Raw genomic sequence first — 23634 nt, forward strand, 5'->3', positions numbered from 1 at the left:
ACAAGTCAAAAGCCGGTGATAATTTCAATTTTTGAGCCGTCACTAAAACGCGAAAAGCGGAATGCACGGGGATCCACCACCGGTTGGCGACCCAACACCAGATCAGCCATCAGGCGTCCCGCCGCCGGGCCAATTCCAAAACCGTGGCCGGAAAAGCCGGTCGCCATATACAAACCGGGATAACGTTCAACCGGAGAGATCACCGGAATCGCGTCAGGCAGTACGTCAATGCAGCCCGCCCAACGCTGGGCGACTTTGAGATTAGCGAAGGCGGGAAGTTGCTGACGCAGCTGATCCAGTACCTTGTCGGTTAAGGTTCTCGACGGCGGTAGATCGAGTACCCGGCAATATTCAAACGGGCTGGGTTCATCCATCTCCCAGCGATCGGGAATGCGCAGTTCATCAAAGAAGCGTCCACCCAGGCGCAAACGCAGCGAACCCCATTCATGGCGTAGCGCAGGAATAAAATCACGGGCGAAGCGGAAGGTTTTCGGCACGATATCAACCTGACTTTCATGCCCGGACGCGATGGTGTAACCGCCATCCAGACGTTTGCGCACCGCAAAATCCCGCGCCCATACAGCCGTCTCGGGGCCACCCGCGAGCGGTTCGGTCCGCACTACGCTGTTCAATACCTTTAACTGCGGTAAACGCAAATCGAGGCGACCTGCAAACAAGCTTGACCAGGCACCACCAGCCAACACCACTTGCTGACAGGCGATGTACCCCCGCTCGGTAAATACGCCACAGACGCGTCCGGCAGCAGTATCAATGCCGCGCACTGCGCACTCCGTCAAAATCGATGCGCCCTGCTTGCGTGCGGCTTCAGCTATCGCCGGGGCCGCTTTTTGCGGTTCGGCGCGTCCATCATCTGGGGTATATAACGCCCCAACACCGGCTAAGCGTTGCCCCGGAAACAGACGTTCAAAGCCAGCACGATCAACCATTTCAGCGTTATATTCTGAGCCTTCCAGATGACGCGTCCAGCGTTGATGCTGCTGAAAAGCCTCATCGTCGGCACAGTGAAAGACAATGCCCGCGCGCCGATAGCCCGTTTCTGCACCGATGCGCTGATTCAGGGTTTGCCAAATACGTAATGATGCTGCCATCAGCGGCACTTCACGCGGATCGCGACGCGAAAGCCGCACCCAGCCCCAGTTTCGGCTCGATTGCTCTTGCCCAATGCCCCCTTTTTCACACAGCGCCACGCTAATGCCCTGCTCAGCAATTTCCAGTGCGGTGGAGCAGCCAATAATGCCACCGCCAATGACCACAACATCCACCTTTGTCGGGCATTCCACATCCCCATGAACGGGTACAACAAATGGACCTGGCATATAAATACTCGCGGTTGCCCTACGTTATTTCGCCCAATTTCTCAGGTGAACCCAAAATAAAGACAAAAGCTGGCGCTACCAAGCAGAATTAAACCTTCCACGTAGCGAGAGATATTCAGTGATAAAGCGGAAAGTCAGGGAGAATAACGCATGATTTTCTTCAGCAGTTTAATCGCTGACTTTTTTTCCTGTGCCGTTAAATGGCGGAAAAAGCGATCTTCCTGCTGCTGAGTTAATTGGCGAACATGTTGTGCTAATGCGGCGCCTCGTGGCGTGAGAAACAGCGCCTGGGAGCGCTGATCCTGTTCACCCGTTTGACGTGTGAGCAGTTGCTGCTGCTCCATTTGGTCAATCAAACGCGCCATTGCGGAACGGTCGCGCTGTATGACTTCAGCAATCAGCGAAGGGCGAATGCCAGGATGATGATCGATAATCAGTAACGTGCTGATTTTTCCCGTACCGCGCGCAACCTCCAGCCCAGATAGCTGCTCATCGAGGTCACGCGAAACGGCAATATTCACGCTGCGCACCCAGTAACTCAGCATGGTGCCAAGCACACCGAGATTAACGTCTTGCGGATGAACCGGAACTGCTGTTGCTGCCATCATGTCGACCTCCACGCTGGTTAAAAAAACCATCAAGAAGAAAGGGTTAGCGACGTTTTCATCCAACTGCAACCTGTTTGCAGCATTGGCGACTTAGTGGACGATCACAACCTGTTTCGTCATAGCTTTTTCTGATTCCACTTAAGACGCGATGGCCGAGGCTTCGCCTGGAATCGACGCCACCAGCTGTGCGGTATAAGCGTGTTTCGGCTGCTGGAAAACCGCCTGTGGCGTGCCCTGTTCGACAATCTCCCCTTTGTACAGCACCGCAATTTCGTCACACACCTGGCTGGCAACGCGCAGATCGTGGGTAATAAAAATCATCGCGACCTGGGTTTTTTCCTGCACTTCTTTTAGCAACGCCAGCACCTGCGCCTGAATTGAGACATCCAACGCGGAAACCGACTCATCTGCCACCAGCAACACCGGGTCAAACATCAGCGCACGGGCAATGCCAACACGCTGGCGTTGACCACCGGAAAACTCATGCGGGTAACGTTCCCAGGCGCTGGGTTCCAGCCCCACCAGGCTCAACAGCTGCTGCGCTTTGCGCTTAACTTCTGTCTGGCTCATGCCGCCCAACGCCAGCGGGCCAGCCGAGAGAATGGTGCCAATGGTATGGCGGGGATTGAGTGAAGCAAACGGGTCCTGAAACACCATTTGTATCCAGCGACGCAGTGGACGAAAAGCGCTTTCGCTCATTGGTAAAATGTCACGTCCATCAAAGATCGCTTCACCACTGTCGGCAGGCAACAGCTTGAGCAGCACGCGCCCCAGCGAAGATTTTCCCGAACCCGATTCGCCGACGATACCTAAGGTTTCGCCTTTTTTCAGGCTGAAACTCACCTTGTTCAGTGCGGTCACTTCCCGGCTACGGCTAAACCAACCGCTGTCGCTACGATAAGTTTTGCACAGCGCTTTGACTTCAAGCACCTGCGGAGAAAGCGCATTACGTGTCCGCGCCTGCTGCTGTAAGCGCGGTACCGCCGCAATCAGTTTGCGCGAATAGGGATGCTGCGGATGGCGTAAAACGCGCTGTGCCGGGCCTGATTCCACCATCTTGCCCTTTTCCATCACAATCACCCGATCGGCAATCTCTTCGACCACGCCAAAATCGTGAGTGATAAACATCACGCTCATCGCTTTACGCTGTTGTAACTCGCGGATCAGCTTAAGGATTTGCGCTTGCGTGGTGACATCCAGCGCGGTAGTCGGTTCATCAGCAATCAACACATCAGGATCCAGCGTCAATGCCATGGCGATCATCACACGTTGACGTTGCCCACCGGACAAACGAAACGGATATTGATGCTGCATGCGTTCGGGTTCGGGTAATCCCACTTCGTCTAACAGCGACAACATTTTCTGTCGTCGCGACGGCGCATCACCCACATTATGTGACTCCATCACTTCTATAATTTGCGCCCCGATAGTCATCAGTGGATTCAAGGCGGACAGCGGGTCCTGAAAGATAATGGCAATCGTGCGGCCCTGTAACTGACGCAGGGTTTCAGGCGATTGCGTCAGTAAATTCTGGCCGCGCAGTACAATTTCGCCCTTGGTGATCTGCAACGCGCGGGGTAGCAATCCCATCGCCGCATGGGCAGTGACGGATTTGCCAGAGCCGGATTCGCCGATAATACACAGGATTTCACCGGCTGCGAGGTCGAAACTGAGGTTTTCCACCGCAAACTGACGATCCATTCCCGCCGGAAGCGCCACAGAAAGCTGCCGTACGCTAAACAGCGGCGAGCCGTTATCGAAGCTTTTTTCCATATCGTTCTTTCTCCTGGCTAAATAACTGTTGAGTAAACAGGAAAGCGAGAATAAATATCACCGAACGGAAACGCTATTTAAGTCAGAGTCGCAAAGCGATGAAGAGAGTTATTTAATTGACGATGTCCATTAAAAAATGACACAGATCTACCCGCGGGAAATAATAGCTTTTACTTATTTCCAACCGGTCGGCGGAATGATTAAGAAAAAGCCGATGCACTTAGCACCGGCGAATAAACGTAAAGCCAACAAACCGGATGTGAAAACAACTCAGTGTGAAATCAGTGTCACCCAATTTGAGCCCTTGCCACTTGGCGCTTCAGCGACCCGCTGCAACGCGCCACTTTGAGGATGAATGGCATAACTGCCAATCACGGCGCTTTTTTCACCGCTGGCAATCAGCCATTGGCTTTGTGCATCAATAGCGATGCTGCGTGGCTGTTTTTCTACGCGCCAACTGCCGATCAAGCTTAATGCACCGGATGATGGGTCAACCCGATAACCACTGACGGTGCTGGAGGTGCGTTCAGTAACGTAGAGGAAATGACCATTGGGGGTAATTTGAATGTCAGCAGCCCAGATGCGTGGCGTGGGATCGCTGTAACCTGCCGGGCGTTGTACGCCGTGCTGCAAGCCATACTTCTCGGCGACCGCATTCGGCCAACGCTGCACTTCTTTCAGAGCGCCATCTGCCGCGCGTGAATATTGCGTCACGGTGCCGCTCATCTCCGCCAGGTTGTAAACAAAGCGGTTATCGGGCGACATCACCGAATGGCGCGCGCCACTGTTTTTCTCGCCCGCTACGTACCCTTTACCCACTGGCGTGATGCCGCCCTGATCGCTCAGTGTGAGTTGCAGCAGCCGATCTGCGCCGAGATTACCGACGTAAAGCGAATGGTTGCTGGCATCGGGTATGACTGAATGGGCATGCGGCCCAGTATGAAATCGTCCCGTCACGTTAGCGGTGACGATGCCTTGAGGATCGATGCGGTTACTGGTCACGATATCGCTATCGTAAGAGGCGGCAAGCAGATAACGGCCTGTTTTATCGGTGGTGATAAAGGGGAAACTGGCGTCAACCGGCGCCACCGCCTGCTTATCCAGGGCACCGTTTTGCCGATTCACCCGCCAGCTCACAATCGAATAGGGTGGACTGCGCAACGCACCGTATAAGTGTTTGCCATCGGGACTGGCGGCTAATGGCATGATTTTTTTGCCTGCAGGCGTATCACCCAGCCACTTAAGCGCGCCCGAGTGTTGATTGAGTTGATAACGCGAAACGCTGCCGGAGTCGGCATTTGAGACATAAACGAAGGTGCTCGCCCACAACGGGGCGCTGCACAGCAGTGGCAGCAAAGCCAGCAGCGGTTTAATACCTGCCATATATTCACCTGTTCATTGCGTAGGATACGATTTTTATTGTCTCCGTCGATGCGGAGCGCTGTTAACGCTAGTCAGGGAATCGCCGTGCTGCACTGTGCAACTGACTGAAATTTTACGCATAAGATTGGCATTGTGAGGGGGTGAGCGCCAAGGTGTTTTTCCCTCTCTCACTAATGCAAGAGAGGGAAAAAAGATTACCCGTTTTTCGCCACCATTTTGCGGTAGTTATTCAGCCATTTTCCGCTGTTCAGTCGCCACCAGAAGAAAATGCCGCGCACTGCCCAATCGAGGAACATACCAAGCCAAACGCCCACTACGCCCATACCAAGGACGATTCCCAGCAGATAACCGGCCACCACGCGGGCGCACCACATGCTGAACATCGAAACATACATGGTGTAACGTGCGTCGCGTGCGCCTTTCAGCCCGGCTGGCAGTACCCACGACGCTGCCCAAATCGGCATGAACAAGGCGTTGAGCCAAATCAAATGCTGCGTCACATTAATCACTTCTGGATCGCTGGTGTAGAAGCGCGCCAGAATCCCTGCCAGCGGCACAGTTAGCATCGCCATCCCGGTAAGGCAGATCGTTGCCAGCCAGAACACATGCCTGACCTGCCGCTCCGCCTGGAACACCTGATTTTTTCCGAGCCGGGTACCGGTAATAATCGTTGAGGAGGAACCGAGTGCATTGCCCGGCAGGTTGATCAAGGAAGCGATTGAGAAGGCGATAAAGTTACCGGCGATTTCGCTGGTTCCCATGCCAGCGACAAACACTTGCGTCAACAATTTACCGCCATTGAACAGCACCGATTCGATACTGGCGGGTACGCCGATGCTCAATACCTCAAACAAAATATTGCTGTTCCAGCGGCGGAAATAGCTTTTCAACGAGATTTTCAGCGAGGCGTTAAAGCCGATCATCAGCACGTAAATCACTGCGATAGCGCCAATGTAACGGGTGATCGTCAAGCCCAATCCCGCGCCGACAAAGCCCAGCCCGTCCCAGGAAAAACAGCCGTAAATCAGCACGCTACTGATGACAATATTCAGGATATTCATGCCGCCGTTAATCAGCATTGGGATTTTGGTATTGCCTGCCCCGCGCAGTGCTCCGCTGCCGATTAACGTAATAGCCGCAGCAGGATAGCTCCATGCCGAGATCTGCAAATAACTCAGCGCCAACGCTTTCACCTTGGGATCGGCCGCACCAGCAATGAGATCGATAATCAGATGTCCCCAGAACTCAATAGCGATCACCAGCACAAACGCCAGCATGGTCATCATCGCTAAAGATTGGCGCGTCGCGGCTCGGGCGCGTTTACCGTTACGCTTCGCCAGGCTGAAGGCCACCACCACCGTAGTGCCTAAATCGATAGCGGCAAAAAAGGAGATGATCACCATGTTGAAGCTGTCAGCCAGGCCAACGCCCGCCATCGCCTCTTTGCCCAGCCAGCTGACCAGGAAGGTGCTCAATACGCCCATCAATAAGACGCAGAGGTTTTCGATAAAGATAGGCACTGCTAATGGCGAGATCTCACGCCAATAAAGCGTGCGATAAGCGCGACGTTTGGGATACCACGCAGTACGCTTGATCGCCTGCATCACTGCTACGCCAGGATTTTGCAAGGGAATACCAAATCAGAAGAGATTGGACAGGAGATCTTATGATGATAGGGGGCGAGAATTTATGCAAAGTGTTTCCTCGCCCAATTCAGACATTATTACAATATTTTAACTTCACCCGCGGCATGATCTGTTCCGCCGCCGAGATAAGCGCTGCGGACCTCTTCATTATTCAGCAATTCTGCTCCACTGCCGCTCAGTCGAATCTCGCCATTGACCATCACGTAACCGCGATCGGCGAGCTTCAACGCATGACGTGCATTCTGTTCCACCAGAAACAGCGTCATGCCCTGCGCGGTCAATTCACGCAAAATAGTAAAGATTTGCTTAACCACAATCGGTGCCAAGCCCAGACTTGGTTCATCCAGCAGCAGCAAGCTTGGACGACTCATCAAGGCACGCGCAATCGCCAGCATCTGTTGTTCACCGCCAGAAAGCGTCATTGCCCGCTGCTTGCGGCGCTCCAGCAAGCGTGGAAACAGCGCGTACATCCGTTCCAAATCCTCTTTCTGATGACGGTTGCCGATGGCGATGGTGCCCATCTGCATATTTTCTTCCACCGTCATGTCGGCAAAAATGCGCCGCCCTTCCGGGGCCTGCGCAATGCCGTTTGCCGCGATGAAATGGGTCGATTTATGACTGATCGGTTCACCGCGATAGCGAATCTCACCGCTGGCGATACGCGGCTGGCCGAAAATCGACATCAACAAGGTTGATTTCCCGGCACCATTTGCGCCAATCAACGCCACGGTTTCCCCTTCCGCAACCGTCAGTGACACGTTTTTTAACGCCTGCAGCGGTCCGTAGAACACATTTACCGACTCAAATGCTAATACGTCAGCCATGCGCATCCTCCTCATCATCCACGCCCAGATAGGCGGCGATTACCCGTGGATCGTGCCGAATATGTTGCGGTGTGCCTTGGGCGATAACATCACCGTGATCGAGCACCACGATGTGATCGGAGATGCTCATCACCATTGGCATGTCATGTTCAATCAGCAGCACGCTGATACGGTGATCGGCACGCAGCCGGTGCAAAATAGCGCTAAGCGCATCAGTTTCGACGGGATTCAGCCCTGCCGCCGGCTCGTCCAGGCAGATCAGTTCCGGTTGCGTACACATGGCGCGGGCAATCTCCAGACGCCGCTGCTGACCGTAGGAGAGCGTGCCCGCCAGCCGGTTGACGGTTGGCACCAAATCCACCATCTCCAGCCAGTAAAAGGCGCGATCCAGCGCCAGGTTCTCTGCTGCACGATAGCCGCGCGTATTAAACACGCCCGCCAGTAAGTTGCGGTTCACCAGCATGTGCTGCGCCACTAACAGATTTTCAATCACTGACATTTCCCGGAACAGGCGAATGTTTTGAAAGGTACGCGCCAGCCCAGCGCGGTTCACCAAATGCGCCCCGCCAAACATTTTGTACCAGACGCGCGATCCAAGTTGCGTCGGGTTAATCCAGTCGCTGGGATGGATTTTCTCCCCCAGTACCTGAATCACATCGGTGGAGCGCTGATTCGCATTTAGCTGTATCCGCCCACCGCTGGCACGGTAAAAACCGGTTAAACAGTTGAACACGGTGGTTTTCCCGGCACCATTGGGGCCAATCAGTGACGTGACGGAACCGCGCTCAACTTTCAAACTGACATCGTTTAACGCCTTGATGCCACCGAAGCGCATCATCAAATTATCCACCTGCAAAATCGCATCAGTCATGGCGAACCCCTTTGCGCAGCGGCACGCCAACGCGGCTGGTGCGCACCAGACCACGCGGACGCCAAATCATCATCAACACCATCAACATGCCAAACAGCAGTACACGATACTCGGCGAAACTGCGCAATAGCTCTGGCGCAACGGTCAGCACAAAGGCTGCCAGCACCACGCCCAGCGTTGATCCCATCCCGCCCAACACCACAATCGCCAGAATCAACGCGGATTCGAAAAAGGTAAACGAGGTGGGATTGACAAAACCCTGATAGCTGGCAAAAAACACCCCAGCAATGCCAGCGGTTGAGGCGCCCAGCATGAAGGCGGAGAGTTTAACCAACACGTGATTCAGCCCCATCGCGCGGCAGGCGATTTCATCTTCGCGCAGCGCTTCCCAGGCGCGGCCGATGGGCATACGCGTCAGGCGATGCTTAATAAACAGCACCAGTAACACCACCAGAACCAGCACCGCATAGATAAAGATAAACTTCATATTCGGGTTGTAGCTGAGATGGAAAAACTCATGAAACGGCACGCCGCCTTCACGAGCGCGACGGCCAAATTCCAGCCCGAGAAAGGTCGGCGACGGCACGGAAACGCCATTGGGGCCGCCGGTAAATGCGAGCCAGTTGTTTAACACCAATCGAATGATTTCACCGAACCCCAGCGTGACAATCGCCAGGTAATCACCGTGCATACGCAACACCGGAAAGCCCAACAACGCGCCAGCACAGGCCGCCATCAATGCGGCCAACGGCAACATGCTCCAGAATCCCAGGCCGAGATATTGATAACCCAGCGCCAGGCCATATGCCCCAATGGCATAAAACGCCACATAACCGAGATCGAGCAGCCCAGCAAGGCCGACCACAATGTTCAGCCCCAGCCCGAGCAGCACATAAATCAGCCCGAGAATAGCCACGGTTAACAGATATTTGCTGGAGAAGGCCGGGAAAACACAGGCGGCGATCAGCAGCAGCGGGATAATCCAGCGCAAACGTGAGCGGTAGCCTGGCTCACGCACGTAAACGCCATCATCCACATCTGCAAATTTTCGCAGCAGTTTTTTACCTTGAGTGGTTTGCATAAACAGGCTAAACAGCAAACGTCCCGCCATCACAATGGCAACCAGCAGCGCCACACGCAGCGGCTCAAGTTGAAACTGATAACCGTCTAACACGATGCCGACAATCGGCCCAAATACGATCAACGCAATAAATCCTGCCAGCACCGTTTCCCGCAGCGTATGGCGAAGATTGATTCCCTGAATGGTTTCACTCATGCCTGCTTCCTCACACTTTCGCTACCAGCGGTCGCCCCAGTAATCCCTGCGGCCGGAAGATCAAAATCACCACCAGCAGGGCAAAAGAGAACACATCTTTGTAGTCAGAATTCACCAATCCGGCGAACTGCGCCTCCGCCACGCCCAGCAGCAGGCCGCCTAACATCGCGCCGGGCAACGAGCCGATACCGCCGAGCACTGCGGCGGTAAACGCTTTGATGCCGATGATGAACCCGGCGTAAAAATCAAACGTGCCGTAGTTCATAGTGACCAGCACGCCCGCCAGCCCCGCCATTGATGCGCCAATAACAAACACCAGTGAGATGATCCGATCGGTGTTAATGCCGAGAATGGCAGCCATGCGCCGATCTTGCTGCACGGCACGACAGATGCGGCCCAACCGCGTGTACTGGATGATCCAGGTTAGTAGCGCCATGCCGCACGCCGCGGCGATCAGAATAAAGACTTTGGTCCAGGTGATCTGCACCACACCGCCATCAAACTCCATGCGCAGCACACCGGTTAACAGCGTCGGCACGCCTTGCTGATTCGGCCCCTGGCTCAGCTGCACGTAGTTTTGCAATATCAGCGACATGCCAATCGCCGAAATCAGCGGCGCTAAGCGGGTGGAGTTACGCAGCGGACGATAAGCAATGCGCTCAATCGTCCAGCCATAAACGGCAGTAATCACGATGGTGAAGAGCAATGTGCCGAAGATCAGCAGCGGAAAGGAGTGAATACCGAAAGAGGAGAGCAGCGCCAGACCAATGGCGCACAAGTAGGCTGAGAGCATGTAAACCTCACCGTGGGCGAAGTTAATCATGCCGATGATGCCGTAAACCATGGTGTAGCCGATGGCGATCAGGCCGTAAACCGCGCCCAGCGTCAGGCCATTAATCATTTGCTGCAGGAAAAAAGCGTCCATAGCGAAGTCTCACCGCAAAGAGCCAAACCGCTGGCTCATTGGAAATTCGCCCCGCCCGCAAGCGAGGCGCGATCTCATTACCCTAAATTATTCACGTCGCAGGAAGGCGGTGAGCTTGGGAATCCCCGGGAGCTGACAATCGTCAGTGACCGGGGTGAGCAAGTGAAGCCAACGCGCCCGTAACGTGAAGAATGACGATTAAATTAGAGTTGGTGGTATTTGCCTTTATCATCCCACTGATAAATGACGTAGTCGGAGACTTTCAGGTCGCCTTTACCATCCCAGGATTTCTGTCCCATGACAGTATCGACTGGATTGGCTTTCAACCACTCGCTGGCTTTTTCGTTATCTTTGCCTGCGCCTTTGTACGCAGCGGCAATCGCCTGAATCGAGGCATAGGCGTACAAGGTGTATCCTTCCGGTTCGAAACCACCGGCACGGAATTTCTCAATCACCGCTTTGCCTGCGGGGATTTGACGCGGATCGTTACCAAAGGTCATGTACACGCCTTTGGTGTATTGCGGCCCACCTGCGGCGGTGACCATCTCTTCGGTTACGATACAGTCGCCTGAGAAGAAGTTCGCTTTCACGCCCTGCTCACGCATCTGACGCACCAGCGGCCCGGCTTCTGGATGACATCCCCCGAAATAGACCACATCAGGATTGACCTGAGCAATCTTAGTCACCAGCGCGTTAAAGTCTTTCTCGCCCCGCGACAAGCCTTCATACAGCACCTCTTTCACACCGCGTTTTTCCAATGCGGCTTTGGTCGCATCGGCTAAGCCTTGTCCGTAAGTATCTTTGTCGTGGATCACCGCGACTTTCTTGGCTTTAAGCGTATCGATCATGTAATTGGCGGCAATCGCGCCTTGTTGGTCATCACGTCCACACATGCGAAACATCGATTTCATGCCGCGCTCGGTAATTTTGGGGTTGGTTGAACCTGGCGTAATCGTGAGTACACCCGCTTCGTCATACACTTCTGACGCTGGCATGGTTGATGAGGAGCAGAAGTGGCCGACCACCGCCATCACTTTATCCTGATCGACCAAGCGGTTAGCCACAGAAACAGCCTGCTTGGGTTCGCAGGCATCATCGCCCTGCACCAGCACAATCTTCTCGCCGTTCACGCCGCCTGCGGCGTTGATGTCTTCGGCTGCTTGCGTGGCGCCTTTCCAGTACTGCGCACCATAGGTGGCATTAGGGCCAGAAAACGGGCCGGCCACGCCAATCTTGATATCGGCCTGTGCATAAAACGCGGTGGTTAAACACCCTGCAAGTACGAGTTTCATCGGTAACTTGATCAATTTCACAGACATGCTGTCATCCTCAACACGGTTAGGCGCGAATGCCAAATAGGGAGAAATCAACTTCTGAATACACTGACTGGGGAGCACTTTGAGAACATTCTGCGGCCGGGAGTGGCCACGGTTAATTCGTAAGCAATAATCTCGCCAAAAGTCACTGTTTGTGACGAAATCTTACGTTGAAGGGTGAATTTGGGGGCGTTGAGCGCCTTTCGCTTCCACTTGATCACTAACGATAGAGTGCTTTGGCTAACTCACCAGCACCACGTTGGTGCAAAATGCGGTTGATCACAGATTATTAACCAAAGCCAGCGTCAAACCCGCTAAGCTGAGGATAATTCGCTGTAAACCCCCAAGGAGAAGCTATGCCTACACAACGGAAAAATTTGACCAGCCAACAGGCGCTTGATGAGCTTGAGCGTTTATATGATGAATCGGTAAACGCCCTGCGTACTGCCATCAAAGCCTTCACCGAAGATGGCACGCTGCCTGACTATGCGGCACGCGCACAAGGTCTGTTTGTTTACCCTGAGCTGCGCATCAGCTGGCACGGCGATGGCCCGCAACAAAACCGCACCCGCGCGTGGGGACGCTTTACGCACACCGGCCGTTACAGCACCTCAATTACGCGTCCAGCCCTGCTGCGCCATTACATCGCCGAGCAGTTAGCGATGCTGGAAAAAGAGTATGAAGTGGATATTGAAGTCGGCCCATCAGCGCAAGAGATCCCTTATCCTTACGTGATTGATGGTTCAGATTTGTCACTGGATCGCTCGATGAGCGCCGGTATTGCGCGCCATTTCCCCACCACTGAACTGTCACAGATTGGCGATGAAACGGCTGATGGCTTGTTCAACGTCGATGCGCGCTTCCCGCTGTCCCACTTTGACGCACTGCGCACTGACTTTTCGCTGGCGCGCCTGCGCCATTACACCGGCACGTCAGTAGAACATTTCCAGCCGTTTGTGCTGTTCACCAATTACACGCGCTATGTTGATGAGTTTGTGCGCTGGGCTATTGAGCAGGTGCGCGATCCCAACACAGCTTACGACAGCCTGGTCTGTGCCGGTGATGTGGTGCTCACCGCCGATACCGCGGACAGCGACGCCATGCTTTCTGATTTAGCATGGAAGAAACACCAAATGCCTGCCTGGCATCTCACTTCCCCTCATCGTCGCGGCATCACCTTGATCAACATTGGCGTTGGCCCGTCGAATGCCAAAACCATTTGCGATCACCTAGCTGTTATCCGCCCACACGCCTGGTTGATGATTGGCCACTGTGGCGGACTGCGTGAAAGTCAGCGCATTGGCGATTATGTACTGGCTCACGCTTACCTGCGTGACGATCACGTGCTCGACAGCGTATTGCCGCCAGATATCCCGATCCCAAGCATCGCCGAAGTGCAGCGCGCGCTTTATGATGCCACCAAATCGGTCAGCGGCATGCCAGGTGAAGAAGTGAAAGAGCGCCTGCGTACCGGAACCGTGGTTACCACCGATGACCGCAACTGGGAACTGCGCTACTCCGCCTCTGCATTGCGCTTCAACCTGAGCCGTGCGGTGGCAGTGGATATGGAAAGCGCCACCATCGCCGCGCAGGGTTATCGCTTTCGCGTGCCTTACGGTACGTTGCTGTGCGTTTCTGACAAACCGCTGCACGGAGAAATCAAACTGCCGGGTCAGGCAAACCGTTTTTACGAAGGCGCAATCTCGGAACATTTACAGATCGGTATTCAAGCGGTAGAACTGCTGCGCGCCGAAGGGGATAAATTGCATTCACGGAAACTGCGAACCTTTAACGAACCGCCGTTCAGATAAGGTTTTGTTCGCTTTCAGCCTCGTCACGACAGCAATCAATGCGGGCAGGTCCCGCATTGATGATTAGCCATATCGACAGCCGAGAACTAAACGTGAAGCACCGCGGTTTTAATGAACCACCCCACCACAAACAGCGTTAAAGGAACCATCATTGTCCAGATAATTCGGTTATTAAGGGCATCGAATTTCTTGTCTATGGCGTCGAACTTCTTATCTATGGTGTCGAACTTCTTGTCTATAGCGTCGAATCTTTTGTCTATGTTGTCGAATCTTTGAATCACTTCTTTTTTGAATGCACCATGCTCACTTCGAATCACTTCAAGATCAGCCTTTGTCGCAAATGTTTGCGACCGCTCGGTCAACACCGCTATATCAATTTTGACCTGATGCAAATCCTGCTCGACTCGCTCAATGCGTTTTTCCAGTTTTTCCATGTTATTGCCTCCACGGCAGCGAGCGCCATTAAACGTAAACGGTTCCCACTGCTCAAACCTTCCATAAAAATAATCCATTATTTTCCCCTGCAACGCCGACACGTCTGAATGTGTCTCCCGCGTCGTATTCGTTCACGCCGGAATCTGTCGCACAGAGAGTGAAACAGATTGCCGCAGTTTAATCATTCCACGTTTCGGTAAAACCGCAGCAATTTAGGATTCGGTCAAAAACCTCAGACACGACAAAACTATCGCTTAATCGCAGAAGAAACAGGGGATTTATTATGCTCTGGAAGCGGCTGCGCAAAAATGATCAATCAGCCAGTAAGAGAAGGCGAAATGGCAGTGAAGGGGCGAACCCGCCGCTGCGAAATAAACAGCGGCGGAGAGGGGTTATCAGGCGCTCAGCCACCCCAGTTTAATCACAAACAGGATCGACAGAACGATCAGTGCGACATTGACCTCTTTGGTACGGCCACTCAACAGTTTCACCACGGTCCAGGTAATAAAACCAAAAGCGATACCGTTAGCAATCGAGTAGGTTAACGGCATGGTTAACGCCGTTACCGTTACCGGTGCAGCGGTAGTGATGTCTTTCCAGTCAATCTCAGCCAGGCCCGAAGCCATCAATACCGCCACAAACAGCAGCGCAGGCGCGGTGGCAAATACCGGTACGCTGGAGGCCAGCGGTGAGAAGAACAGGCTGAGTAAAAACAGAATCGCCACCACAATCGCGGTTAAGCCGGTACGGCCCCCGGCGCTGACGCCCGCCGCTGATTCTACGTAACTGGTGGTGGTTGACGTGCCCAGCAGCGAACCAAACAGCGCAGCTGCGCTGTCGGCAATCAGCGCACGGCCCATTTTCGGTACGTTGCCCTTCTCATCGGCTAAGCCTGCACGTTTAGTCACGCCCAGCAGCGTGCCGGTGTTATCAAACACGTCAACGAACAGGAAAGCGAAGATCACGCTGATCAGGCCGACGTTAAACGCACCGGCAATGTCCAGCTGCAAAAAGGTGGGTGCGATGGATGGCGGCGCAGAAAACACCCCGGCAAACGGCGACAAACCGATGCCCATTGAGATAAATGTCACCACCAAAATGCCAATTAGCACCGCACCGGTCACGCGGCGTGCTTCCAACACTACGATGATGATAAAGCCCAACACTGCCAGCAGCGGCCCCGGTTTGGTTAGATCGCCAATGCCCACCAGCGTGGCGGGGTTATCCACCACAATACCGGCGCCTTCCAGCGCAATGATCGCCAGAAACAAGCCAATCCCAGCCGCGATGCCCGCACGCAGTGGCAGCGGAATACTGGCGATGATCCATTCGCGGATTTTGAACAGTGATAATGCGAAGAAAATCACCGCCGACAAGAACACAGCGCCCAACGCTATTTGCCAGGTGTAACCCATGTGCAACACCACGGTGTAGGTAAAGAAAGCGTTCAGTCCCATGCCTGGTGCCAGCGCAATCGGGTAATTGGCAATCAGGCCCATCAGCAGCGAACCGATCGCCGCCGCCAGGCAGGTCGCCACGAACACCGAACCTTTATCCATGCCGGTTGCGCTGAGAATACTGGGGTTAACAAACAAGATGTAAGCCATCGCGAGGAAAGTCGTTATCCCGGCGATGATCTCAGTGCGGACTGTTGTGTTGTGAGCTTTGAGCTTGAATAATTTATCTAACATCATCATCTCTCGTTAGCGGAGACGCCATTTTCATGGGTGCTCCCTTGCCAATGTGGTTTGCATGCGCGTTGTTTTATGTAAAAGGCACTGACGGTTGCACGCTCTTCCGTCTCGAACTTTTGTCCTTGCTTCAGAACATCACATCAGGACATAGCAATTGCTATGCCATAAGTTGCGCAGCGTAAAAAAGCGTTGCGCAACAACTCTTAAGATTATTCTGAACCAAAACAAGGCGCGATTATGGTGCAACGCACCAATGCTGCGCAATCGTTTTCCTGCACGCCGCTTTTTCCACAAGAAATTTCTGAGCTGACGCACGATTCAGCGCTTTGGCAGGCGATATCGGTCACGTTTCAGCTTGCTGAATCAGCGCTGTTTTTACGGCTGTGTACACTCCTGACTTACCCCTTTCGTAACATTGAGGCCGCGCAATGAAGCCAGCGATATTGGTGGTGGATGACGATCGTGCCGTCTGCGAAGTGTTGCAGGACGTGCTGAGTGAACATGTGTTCAATGTTTATAGCTGCCATCAGGGCAAAGAGGCGCTGACCATGCTGGCGCAACACCCTGAGATCTCACTGGTGATGCTGGATATGATGCTGCCCGATACCAACGGCTTGTTGGTGCTACAGCAGCTCCAGCGACAGCGTCCCGATGTTTTGGTCATCATGTTGACCGGCATGGGATCGGAAGCGGAAATGGTGATTGGTCTGGAGATGGGTGCCGACGACTACATTGCCAAGCCGTTCAATCCGCGCGTGGTCGTGGCGCGTGCCAAAGCTGCGCTGCGGCGCGGTACTCGCCTGGTTTGTCAGGATTCAGATTATGATGGCTGGCGCTTTAATGGCTGGCAGTTAGATGAAGCGCGCTGTCAGTTACTTAATCCTCAGCGAGAATCGGTACCGCTTACGCAGGGCGAATACACGCTGCTGCGGGCGCTGGTGAAACATGCCCGCAAAGTGCTGACACGCGATCAGCTGTTGGAGTTAACCCACAGCGAAAGCCTTGATGTGTTCGATCGCACCATTGATGTGCTGATCATGCGTTTGCGCCGAAAAATCGAAACTAATCCACACCAACCTAATTTAATTCGTACTATTCGCGGTCTGGGTTACGTTTTTTCTGCGGATGTGGTGAAACCAGAAACGGCGCGGCTCTCCACGCAGATCGCCTGATCCATCCAGCGCTGCATCTCATCAAGTGGACGAATGCCGTCAATGGCATTGGCGGCGTGCAGATTAAAACAGGCACAGGTGTGCGCCAGTCGCAGCGTCGTCAACATATCAAAGCCTTGATGCGTGGCGTACAACACGCCTGCGCAAAAGGCATCGCCTGCGCCCACGCTTCCCACAATCTCTTCCGCGCTAAGCTGCCATGAAGATTGCCAAACACCCGCGCCGTTGACCTCGCGTCCCCACGCCCCTTCAGGCGCATGAATAATCACCCGTTGCCGCACGCCTTGCTCCATCAGCCACTGGGCGGCAGCGGCGAATGCGTCAGGCGGCTGGATGCCTTCACTGCCTCGTAACGTAATACCCGTTAGCGCCTCCGCTTCCAGTTCATTAATGATCAAATAATCCAGCCAGCGCAGCGACGGCAGAATCAGCGGACGATTATCGCCAGCGCGAGAGACCAAATCTAAAGAGGTGTAATAACCACGCTGCTGCATCATTGCCAGTAATCGTGCACTGCGTGTACCAAACGTTTCATCAGCGTGGTCGAGGCTTTCCAGCAGCAGCAAATACCCCAAATGAAATATGCGATAGCGATCGTTTAGCGCGTCAAAATGAGGAATATCCAGCTGGCGATTGGCGCCTGGCGCGTAGAAAAAGGTGCGCTGACCATCGGGCGCGGTCATTACCTGGCTGGTAGACGTCGCTAGCGTTTGCGAACGCTGTACCGCACGCCGATCAATCTGCGCCTCATCCATCACCTGCATCAGGTAATCGCCGTCGGCATCTTCGCCCAGCAAGCCAATCGCCGCCAGCGGCAATTGGCACTGCATACGTGACAGTGTCACCAGAACATTAAGCGGCGCACCGCCTGCCGCTTTTTCACTGTGGCTGACTTCGGCCAACCAGCCTTGTTGAGGCCAGAGATTAATGCGGTGAACATAGTCCACCAGCATGATACCGGCGGCCAGGATGCCGCTGCGCCCCGCCATCTCACGCCTTCCCGCTGCTGCCGAAAATCTGCATCTGTTGCATGACAATCTCGCTGATTGCCGTTTCCACTGCCATTAGCATTTCAGCAAACTCGTCGTAGCGCGTGTTACGCGAGGACATGCACTGATCGATCGCGCCCAGCGCCGCCTGCGACATGCCGGTATAAAAGTTGATTTTATGAATGCCCAGTTCAATAGCGCGACGGAAATCGGCGTCGCTGATCCCTGATCCACCGTGTAACACCAGCGGCACGCCCGCCTGCTGACGTATCGCTGCCAGCCGCTCAAAGTCGAGTTTCGGCTCGCCTTTGTATTTGCCATGCGCATTGCCAATCGCCACCGCTAAAGTGTCGATACCGGTTTCTCGCACAAACTCGGCCGCGAGGTTCGGGTCGGTAAATTTTGCGCTGTCCGCTTCGCCAAACAGTGCGCCGCCTTCATCGCCGCCTACTGCACCCAACTCCGCTTCCACCGACACGCCTACCGCATGCGCAATCTTTACCACTTCTCGCGTCTGACGCAGGTTCTCTTCATAGCTCAGCGTTGAACCATCAAACATTACCGAGGTAAAGCCCAGGCGAATCGCCTGCATCACCGCCTCAAAATGCAGGCCGTGATCGAGATTCAGCACCACCGGAATAGCATGTTTCGCCGCTTCAAAACGCACCGCTTCCACCAGATGATCAAGGGTGATGTATTTGAAATGCACCTCCGCGATATTGATGATAAACGGCGAACGCTGCTGCTCAGCTGCCTTGAACAGCGCACGCAGAAAATGGGTGTCGATAACATTAAATGCACCCAACGCATAACCGTGTTGCTGCGCGTGGGCCAGGCCCTGCGCTAAAGAGATCAATGCCATGCTTTACTCCTTCAGGTTAGCCAGCGGTCATATTCGTTACAGAGCAGCCAGCGCGGTTGTTCATCCTCATCAATCGGATTGAAGCGTGCCAGCGGCGTAAGAAACACGTTGTCATGGTCGTCGTCATTGGGCATGGAAACTTCGCCTACCAGCACATCACCTAATCCCTCTTCGCCCCAGAAGCTGTGCCAGATGCCCGGCACCAGCGTAACGCTTTCGCCTGGCGATAAACGCAGCTGTGAACCGGCGGCATGCGTTTGGCTGAGGCCATCCAGCGTGACGTTGACGGGTGTGTTCGCCAGGCCATCACCGTCGCGGTTGTGCAGCGTGACGATAAGATTGCCGCCACCACGATTGATAATGTCTTCCATCTTTTGCGGGTGATAATGCATCGGCGTCACCTGAGCTTCACGCACGTGCATGATCTTTTCGGCGTAGGGTTTGTGCCAGGGTTTGCCGCCCGGCGATCCGTTGCGCAGGGTGAACAGCGTCAGGCCGGTTTGCTGGAAATCATCTTCGCCAAAGCTGGTCACATCCCAGCCGAGATGCAGCGCCAGCAATTCTGATGCTGAAGCGCGATCAAGCGCACGCCACTGGCTGAGGCCGTAATCTGCCCATGGCGGCAAATGAACGTCCTGACGCATAAAGAACTCACGCGTCAGTTGCAAGATGGTGTTGACTTCGGAACGTTGCATGGTCGAACCTCCGAAACAGGCGGCATCATGACATGCCGCATGCGGGTTATTTCACCGTCCAGCCTTTGTAGCCGCCGATGTTGTTGCGATCGATCATGCTGACCGGAATCAACACCGGTTTATCCGGCGCCGGTTTGCCTTGCAGAATGTCGTAACCAATTTCCACCGCTTTCGCCGCCATCACTTGTGGATCCTGCGCGGGCGTTGCGACAAACAGGGAATTTTTACGCTTCAGTGCCTCTTCGCCATCCGGTGATCCATCGACACCAACAATAAAGAATTCGCTGCGCTGGGCCTGTTTCGCCGCCAGATCGGCACCGATCGCGGTGGGATCGTTAATGGCAAAAACTGCATCAATTTTTGGATTAGCCGAGAGCAAACCGGTCATCACTTCCAAGCCGCCTTCACGGCTGCCTTTGGCGTTTTGGTTATAGGAAAGCAGCTTGATGTTGGGATGACGTTTAAATTCGGTCATGCAGCCTTCCACGCGGTTTTGCACTGCAGAGACCGGTGGGCCGTTGATGATCACCACGCTGCCGGTCTCTTTCAGGCGCTGGGAAATATATTTACAGGCCATTTCTCCGGCTTGGGTGTTATCGGACGTAATAGTGGCATTGGCACCATCAGCGGCAACGTCGACGGCAACCACCACAATGCCAGCATCACGCGCACGTTTTACCGCCGGTGCAATGCCTTTGGAATCGGCGGCGTTGAGGATAATCATGTCCACTTTCGCGGCGATAAAGTTATCGATCTGGCCAACCTGCTGCCCCAGATCGTAGCCGCTGGAGACCAGCGTGACGTTGACTTTGTCACCCGCCAGTTCACGCGCTTTCATCTCCGCGCCTTTGGTGATCTGTACGAAGAACGGGTTAGCGAGATCGCCCACCGTCACGCCGATAGATTTCAGTTCTTTCGCCTGAGCCACGCCAGCACTGAACAGCGTCGCCGCCAGCAGCCCGGTTACGATCGGATTAAAACGCATTGTGCTTCTCCTGCTGTTTTGCCCGTCATATTCCATGCTACAGATGTGTTGGCTTCACTTATCCAAGTGAATCACTGACATCCGTCAGCTCATCGAGATGGATTCGTTTGCCGCCTTGCTGCAACCTGAAATATTTTGGGTAGTTATGATTGCCAACCGCTGAATGGCGTAGGGTAAAAATTTTTATCGGGAGTCGTTTGCCAACTCGGTCCCCATAAGTGCGAGGTCGTTTGTCCCCCACCTCGGTCCTCCCCCATGCATGGGGGAGGAAGATGCTGCAAAATGCCCACTCTGTACCTGCATGTGGCAGCGTCTCCTTCCCCCGCTTCGCGGGGGAAGGCTGGGATGGGGGACAGCGCGCACCTCACCAGGGACAGCGCGCTCCTCACCCATCGTTCAACTCACGTGATGACGTGTACGATATTTATCGATCAACACCGCGATAATGATCACCGCGCCCTTGATCACCAACTGCCAGAAATAGGAAACCCCCATCAGCGTCATGCCGTTGTTCAGCGTCGCGATAATCAGCGCGCCAATCAGCGTGCCGGTGATGGTGCCAATACCGCCGACAAAACTGGTGCCGCCGAGGATCACCGCTGCAATCGCATCCAGCTCATAGCCCACGCCTAAGTTGCCGTTGGCGCTATACAGCCGTGACGCGCTCATCAATCCGCCCAAACCTGATAGCAAGCCGCTCATGCCATAAACAAACGCCAATACCACGCCGACTTTAATCCCGGTTAACCGCGCGGCTTGCATGTTGCCGCCAACCGCGTAGATGTGAACGCCCAGCGTGGTGCGGCGCAAAATAAACCAACACAGCGCAATCACCGCAAAAGCGATCACAATCAGCCACGGCACCGGGCCGAGATAACCGTTACCTATCCATTCAAAATTAATATCGGAGTTGATGACCGTGGTACCATCCGCCAGCAAATAGGCGGCACCACGCAATGCGGTGTAAGTACCGAGCGTGACAATAAACGGAGGTAGTCCGGCCCATGCCACTAAAATGCCGTTGAATAGCCCCATTATCAGCCCGGCGCCGAGCGCCATGGGAATCGTCAACGAGGCCAGCATCGGATCCAACGACGCCACCAGCGCCACCACCGCAGTGGTGCCGAGCATCGATCCCACTGACAGATCAATCCCGCCGGTCAGAATCACAAAGGTCATTCCCGCCGCCAGCACGATATTGATGGAGGCCTGACGCGTAATGTTCAGCAGGTTTGCTTCAGTAAAAAAGTTGGGTGCCACAAAACCAAAAATCGCGACGATCAGGATCAAGATCGGCAAGATACCGATGGTTTGCAGCAAATCGCCCATCAGGGCGCGTTTCAGTGTCGGCGCTTTGGCGCGTGCGGTTGGTGCTGTCATGGTTTTCTCCTCACACTTCAAGCGGGGATGCGCTGTGCGCACCGGTTGCCAGCGTCATAATGTTTTCCTGACTGATGTTATCGCCTTCCAGCTCACCAGCGATGCTGCCTTCGCGCATCACGTAAACGCGGTCGCTCATACCCACCACCTCCGGCAGCTCGCTGGAGATCATTAATATCGCTACGCCCTGGCGCGCCATCTCCTGCATCATGCGATAAATTTCACTTTTGGCTCCGACGTCAACGCCGCGCGTCGGTTCGTCGAGAATCAAGATACGTGGGCCAATTGATACCCAGCGCGAAATCAACAGCTTCTGCTGATTACCGCCAGACAAACCGCCGGCCCGCACTTGCGCATGCGGCACACGAATGTTGAGGTTGGCAATGGCATCGTTAGCGATTTTTTGCCCTTTGCGACGATCAAGCAGGCCATAATTGGCATCGCGTTCTAGCGTGGCCATCACAATGTTCTCCATCGCCGCCATCTCCAGAAACAGACCTTGTTCCTTGCGGTTCTCGGTAAGAAAACCGATGCCGCGCGCAATCGCATCACGGGGCGAATGAATCGTGACTTTTTGACCATCTACCCAGATTTCGCCCTCTTTCGGCTTATGCACGCCAAAGATCAGCTGCGCCAGCTCACTGCGTCCGGCACCGACCAGCCCGGCTAACCCCACGATTTCGCCCGCGCGCACGGCCAGGCTGCTGGGATGCACTTTGCCTCCATCGCCAAGATGATTCACTGCCAGGCGAATATCACCCATCGCAATGTTGCGGTCTTTATTGAACAGATCGCTGAGCGGCCTGCCGACCATCATGCGCACCAGCTCACTGGCGTTGAGATTCTCCCGCGTCAGGCTGCCAACATATTCGCCATCGCGCAGCACGCTGACGCGATCCGACAGCTCATAAACTTCCGCCATGCGATGACTGATATAGATGATCGCCATGCCTTCACCGCGCAGGCGCTTGATCAGCGCAAACAGCTGCTCGGTCTCGCGGTTAGAGAGTGCAGCGGTAGGCTCATCCATTACCAAAATGCGGCTGTTGCGATGCAGCGCACGGGCGATTTCCACCTGCTGTTGTTCAGCAATACTGAGGCGGTTAACCAGGTCGTTGGCGCTGAACTGCGCGCCCAGTCGATCAATCACCTGCTGCGCCTCATCGGCCATTTGGCGCCGCTTCACCATGCCGCCTCGGGTGATTTCACTGCCAAGAAAGATGTTTTCCGCCACCGTGAGATTCGGTGCCAGATTGATTTCCTGATAAATCAGGGTGATGCCTGCCGCTAACGCCTCTTTGGGCCCTTTAAGCGTGTAGGCTTTGCCGTCAATTAAAATTTCCCCGCTGCTGGCGCTATAGGCTCCTGCCAGGATTTTCATCAAGGTGCTTTTTCCGGCTCCGTTCTCCCCCATCAGCGCGTGAACTTCACCAGGATAAACCGTGAGATCGACACCTTTCAAGGCGTAGAAATTGCCGAAGCGGCGGGTGATTTTCCGCATTTCCAGTAGTGGTGTGGCTGTCATCTGCCCGCTCCTGCTGACTATGAATGCCAGCAGTAAAGCAACGCCAGATAAATGGAAAATGTCAGCACCCATTCATATTTGTCATATTTGCCCGCGGCCCCGCTCTTATACTCGCCCCATTAGCGCG

20 protein-coding genes are annotated in these 23634 nt (G+C 54.4%); 2 read left to right on the forward strand and 18 right to left on the reverse strand.

The features are described 5' to 3' along the window. Positions 1 to 5: 5 nt before the first annotated feature. The 10 genes from ACF2G4_RS07225 to ACF2G4_RS07270 all read right to left on the reverse strand — a co-directional run bounded on the left by ACF2G4_RS07225 (position 6) and on the right by ACF2G4_RS07270 (position 11962). Positions 6 to 1337, reverse strand: a complete 1332-nt coding sequence (locus ACF2G4_RS07225; protein WP_409075762.1) for an NAD(P)/FAD-dependent oxidoreductase — start codon at positions 1335 to 1337, stop codon at positions 6 to 8. A gap of 134 nt (positions 1338 to 1471) precedes the next feature. After that, positions 1472 to 1945, reverse strand: coding sequence for a MarR family winged helix-turn-helix transcriptional regulator (locus ACF2G4_RS07230; RefSeq protein WP_409075763.1), 474 nt, complete (start codon positions 1943 to 1945; stop codon positions 1472 to 1474). Positions 1946 to 2083: 138 nt separating this feature from the next. Then, positions 2084 to 3718, reverse strand: a complete 1635-nt coding sequence (locus tag ACF2G4_RS07235) for an ABC transporter ATP-binding protein (protein WP_409075764.1) — start codon at positions 3716 to 3718, stop codon at positions 2084 to 2086. A gap of 270 nt (positions 3719 to 3988) precedes the next feature. After that, positions 3989 to 5101 (reverse strand): lactonase family protein, encoded by a 1113-nt coding sequence (locus ACF2G4_RS07240; protein ID WP_409075765.1) that lies wholly within the window; start codon positions 5099 to 5101, stop codon positions 3989 to 3991. A gap of 194 nt (positions 5102 to 5295) precedes the next feature. Continuing rightward, entirely contained in the window at positions 5296 to 6705 is a 1410-nt protein-coding gene (locus ACF2G4_RS07245; protein WP_243077666.1) for an EmmdR/YeeO family multidrug/toxin efflux MATE transporter, read from the reverse strand. Positions 6706 to 6824: 119 nt separating this feature from the next. Continuing rightward, on the reverse strand, positions 6825 to 7571 hold the full coding sequence (locus tag ACF2G4_RS07250; RefSeq protein ID WP_409075766.1) for an ABC transporter ATP-binding protein: 747 nt from the start codon (positions 7569 to 7571) through the stop codon (positions 6825 to 6827). Beyond that, positions 7564 to 8442 (reverse strand): ABC transporter ATP-binding protein, encoded by an 879-nt coding sequence (locus ACF2G4_RS07255; RefSeq protein ID WP_215846506.1) that lies wholly within the window; start codon positions 8440 to 8442, stop codon positions 7564 to 7566. Before ACF2G4_RS07255 ends, ACF2G4_RS07250 begins: the two co-directional genes overlap by 8 nt. Beyond that, a complete protein-coding gene (gene livM, locus ACF2G4_RS07260) occupies positions 8435 to 9718 on the reverse strand; it encodes a high-affinity branched-chain amino acid ABC transporter permease LivM (protein ID WP_215846504.1) in 1284 nt (427 codons plus the stop codon). The genes ACF2G4_RS07255 and livM overlap by 8 nt, the downstream gene beginning before the upstream one ends. 10 nt (positions 9719 to 9728) lie before the next feature. Next, positions 9729 to 10643: an ABC transporter permease subunit gene (locus ACF2G4_RS07265; RefSeq protein ID WP_243077664.1), complete on the reverse strand. Its 915-nt coding sequence runs from the start codon at positions 10641 to 10643 to the stop codon at positions 9729 to 9731. A gap of 203 nt (positions 10644 to 10846) precedes the next feature. Continuing rightward, positions 10847 to 11962: a branched-chain amino acid ABC transporter substrate-binding protein gene (locus tag ACF2G4_RS07270; RefSeq protein WP_215846500.1), complete on the reverse strand. Its 1116-nt coding sequence runs from the start codon at positions 11960 to 11962 to the stop codon at positions 10847 to 10849. Between the two features lie 353 nt (positions 11963 to 12315). Here ACF2G4_RS07270 and ACF2G4_RS07275 point away from each other — a divergent pair, with 353 nt between their 5' ends. After that, a complete protein-coding gene (locus tag ACF2G4_RS07275) occupies positions 12316 to 13770 on the forward strand; it encodes an AMP nucleosidase (RefSeq protein ID WP_215846499.1) in 1455 nt (484 codons plus the stop codon). 86 nt (positions 13771 to 13856) lie between these two features. Here the strand turns inward: ACF2G4_RS07275 and ACF2G4_RS07280 are convergent, their stop codons facing one another. Both ACF2G4_RS07280 and ACF2G4_RS07285 read right to left on the reverse strand, forming a co-directional pair. Continuing rightward, positions 13857 to 14282, reverse strand: coding sequence for a hypothetical protein (locus ACF2G4_RS07280; protein ID WP_409075767.1), 426 nt, complete (start codon positions 14280 to 14282; stop codon positions 13857 to 13859). A 318-nt stretch (positions 14283 to 14600) separates the two neighbouring features. Next, positions 14601 to 15899 (reverse strand): NCS2 family permease, encoded by a 1299-nt coding sequence (locus ACF2G4_RS07285; RefSeq protein WP_243077662.1) that lies wholly within the window; start codon positions 15897 to 15899, stop codon positions 14601 to 14603. 428 nt (positions 15900 to 16327) lie between these two features. Here ACF2G4_RS07285 and ACF2G4_RS07290 point away from each other — a divergent pair, with 428 nt between their 5' ends. Continuing rightward, positions 16328 to 17071: a response regulator gene (locus ACF2G4_RS07290; protein WP_215846498.1), complete on the forward strand. Its 744-nt coding sequence runs from the start codon at positions 16328 to 16330 to the stop codon at positions 17069 to 17071. Here the strand turns inward: ACF2G4_RS07290 and ACF2G4_RS07295 are convergent. From ACF2G4_RS07295 to ACF2G4_RS07320, 6 genes are all read right to left on the reverse strand, one after another. Further along, entirely contained in the window at positions 17008 to 18060 is a 1053-nt protein-coding gene (locus tag ACF2G4_RS07295; protein ID WP_215846496.1) for a carbohydrate kinase family protein, read from the reverse strand. The genes ACF2G4_RS07290 and ACF2G4_RS07295 overlap by 64 nt on opposite strands. Position 18061: 1 nt before the next feature. Next, entirely contained in the window at positions 18062 to 18922 is an 861-nt protein-coding gene (locus ACF2G4_RS07300) for a ketose 1,6-bisphosphate aldolase (RefSeq protein WP_215846494.1), read from the reverse strand. Positions 18923 to 18933: 11 nt separating this feature from the next. Continuing rightward, on the reverse strand, positions 18934 to 19617 hold the full coding sequence (locus tag ACF2G4_RS07305; protein ID WP_215846493.1) for a D-lyxose/D-mannose family sugar isomerase: 684 nt from the start codon (positions 19615 to 19617) through the stop codon (positions 18934 to 18936). 46 nt (positions 19618 to 19663) lie between these two features. After that, on the reverse strand, positions 19664 to 20602 hold the full coding sequence (locus ACF2G4_RS07310; RefSeq protein ID WP_215846491.1) for an ABC transporter substrate-binding protein: 939 nt from the start codon (positions 20600 to 20602) through the stop codon (positions 19664 to 19666). A 396-nt stretch (positions 20603 to 20998) separates the two neighbouring features. After that, a complete protein-coding gene (locus ACF2G4_RS07315; RefSeq protein ID WP_215846489.1) occupies positions 20999 to 21982 on the reverse strand; it encodes an ABC transporter permease subunit in 984 nt (327 codons plus the stop codon). A gap of 10 nt (positions 21983 to 21992) precedes the next feature. Continuing rightward, entirely contained in the window at positions 21993 to 23507 is a 1515-nt protein-coding gene (locus ACF2G4_RS07320) for a sugar ABC transporter ATP-binding protein (RefSeq protein WP_409075768.1), read from the reverse strand. Positions 23508 to 23634 lie beyond the last annotated feature (127 nt).

Origin of the sequence: Pantoea phytostimulans (genome assembly GCF_046118715.1) — a bacterium.
GTDB classification, from domain to species: Bacteria; Pseudomonadota; Gammaproteobacteria; order Enterobacterales; family Enterobacteriaceae; genus Pantoea; species Pantoea phytostimulans.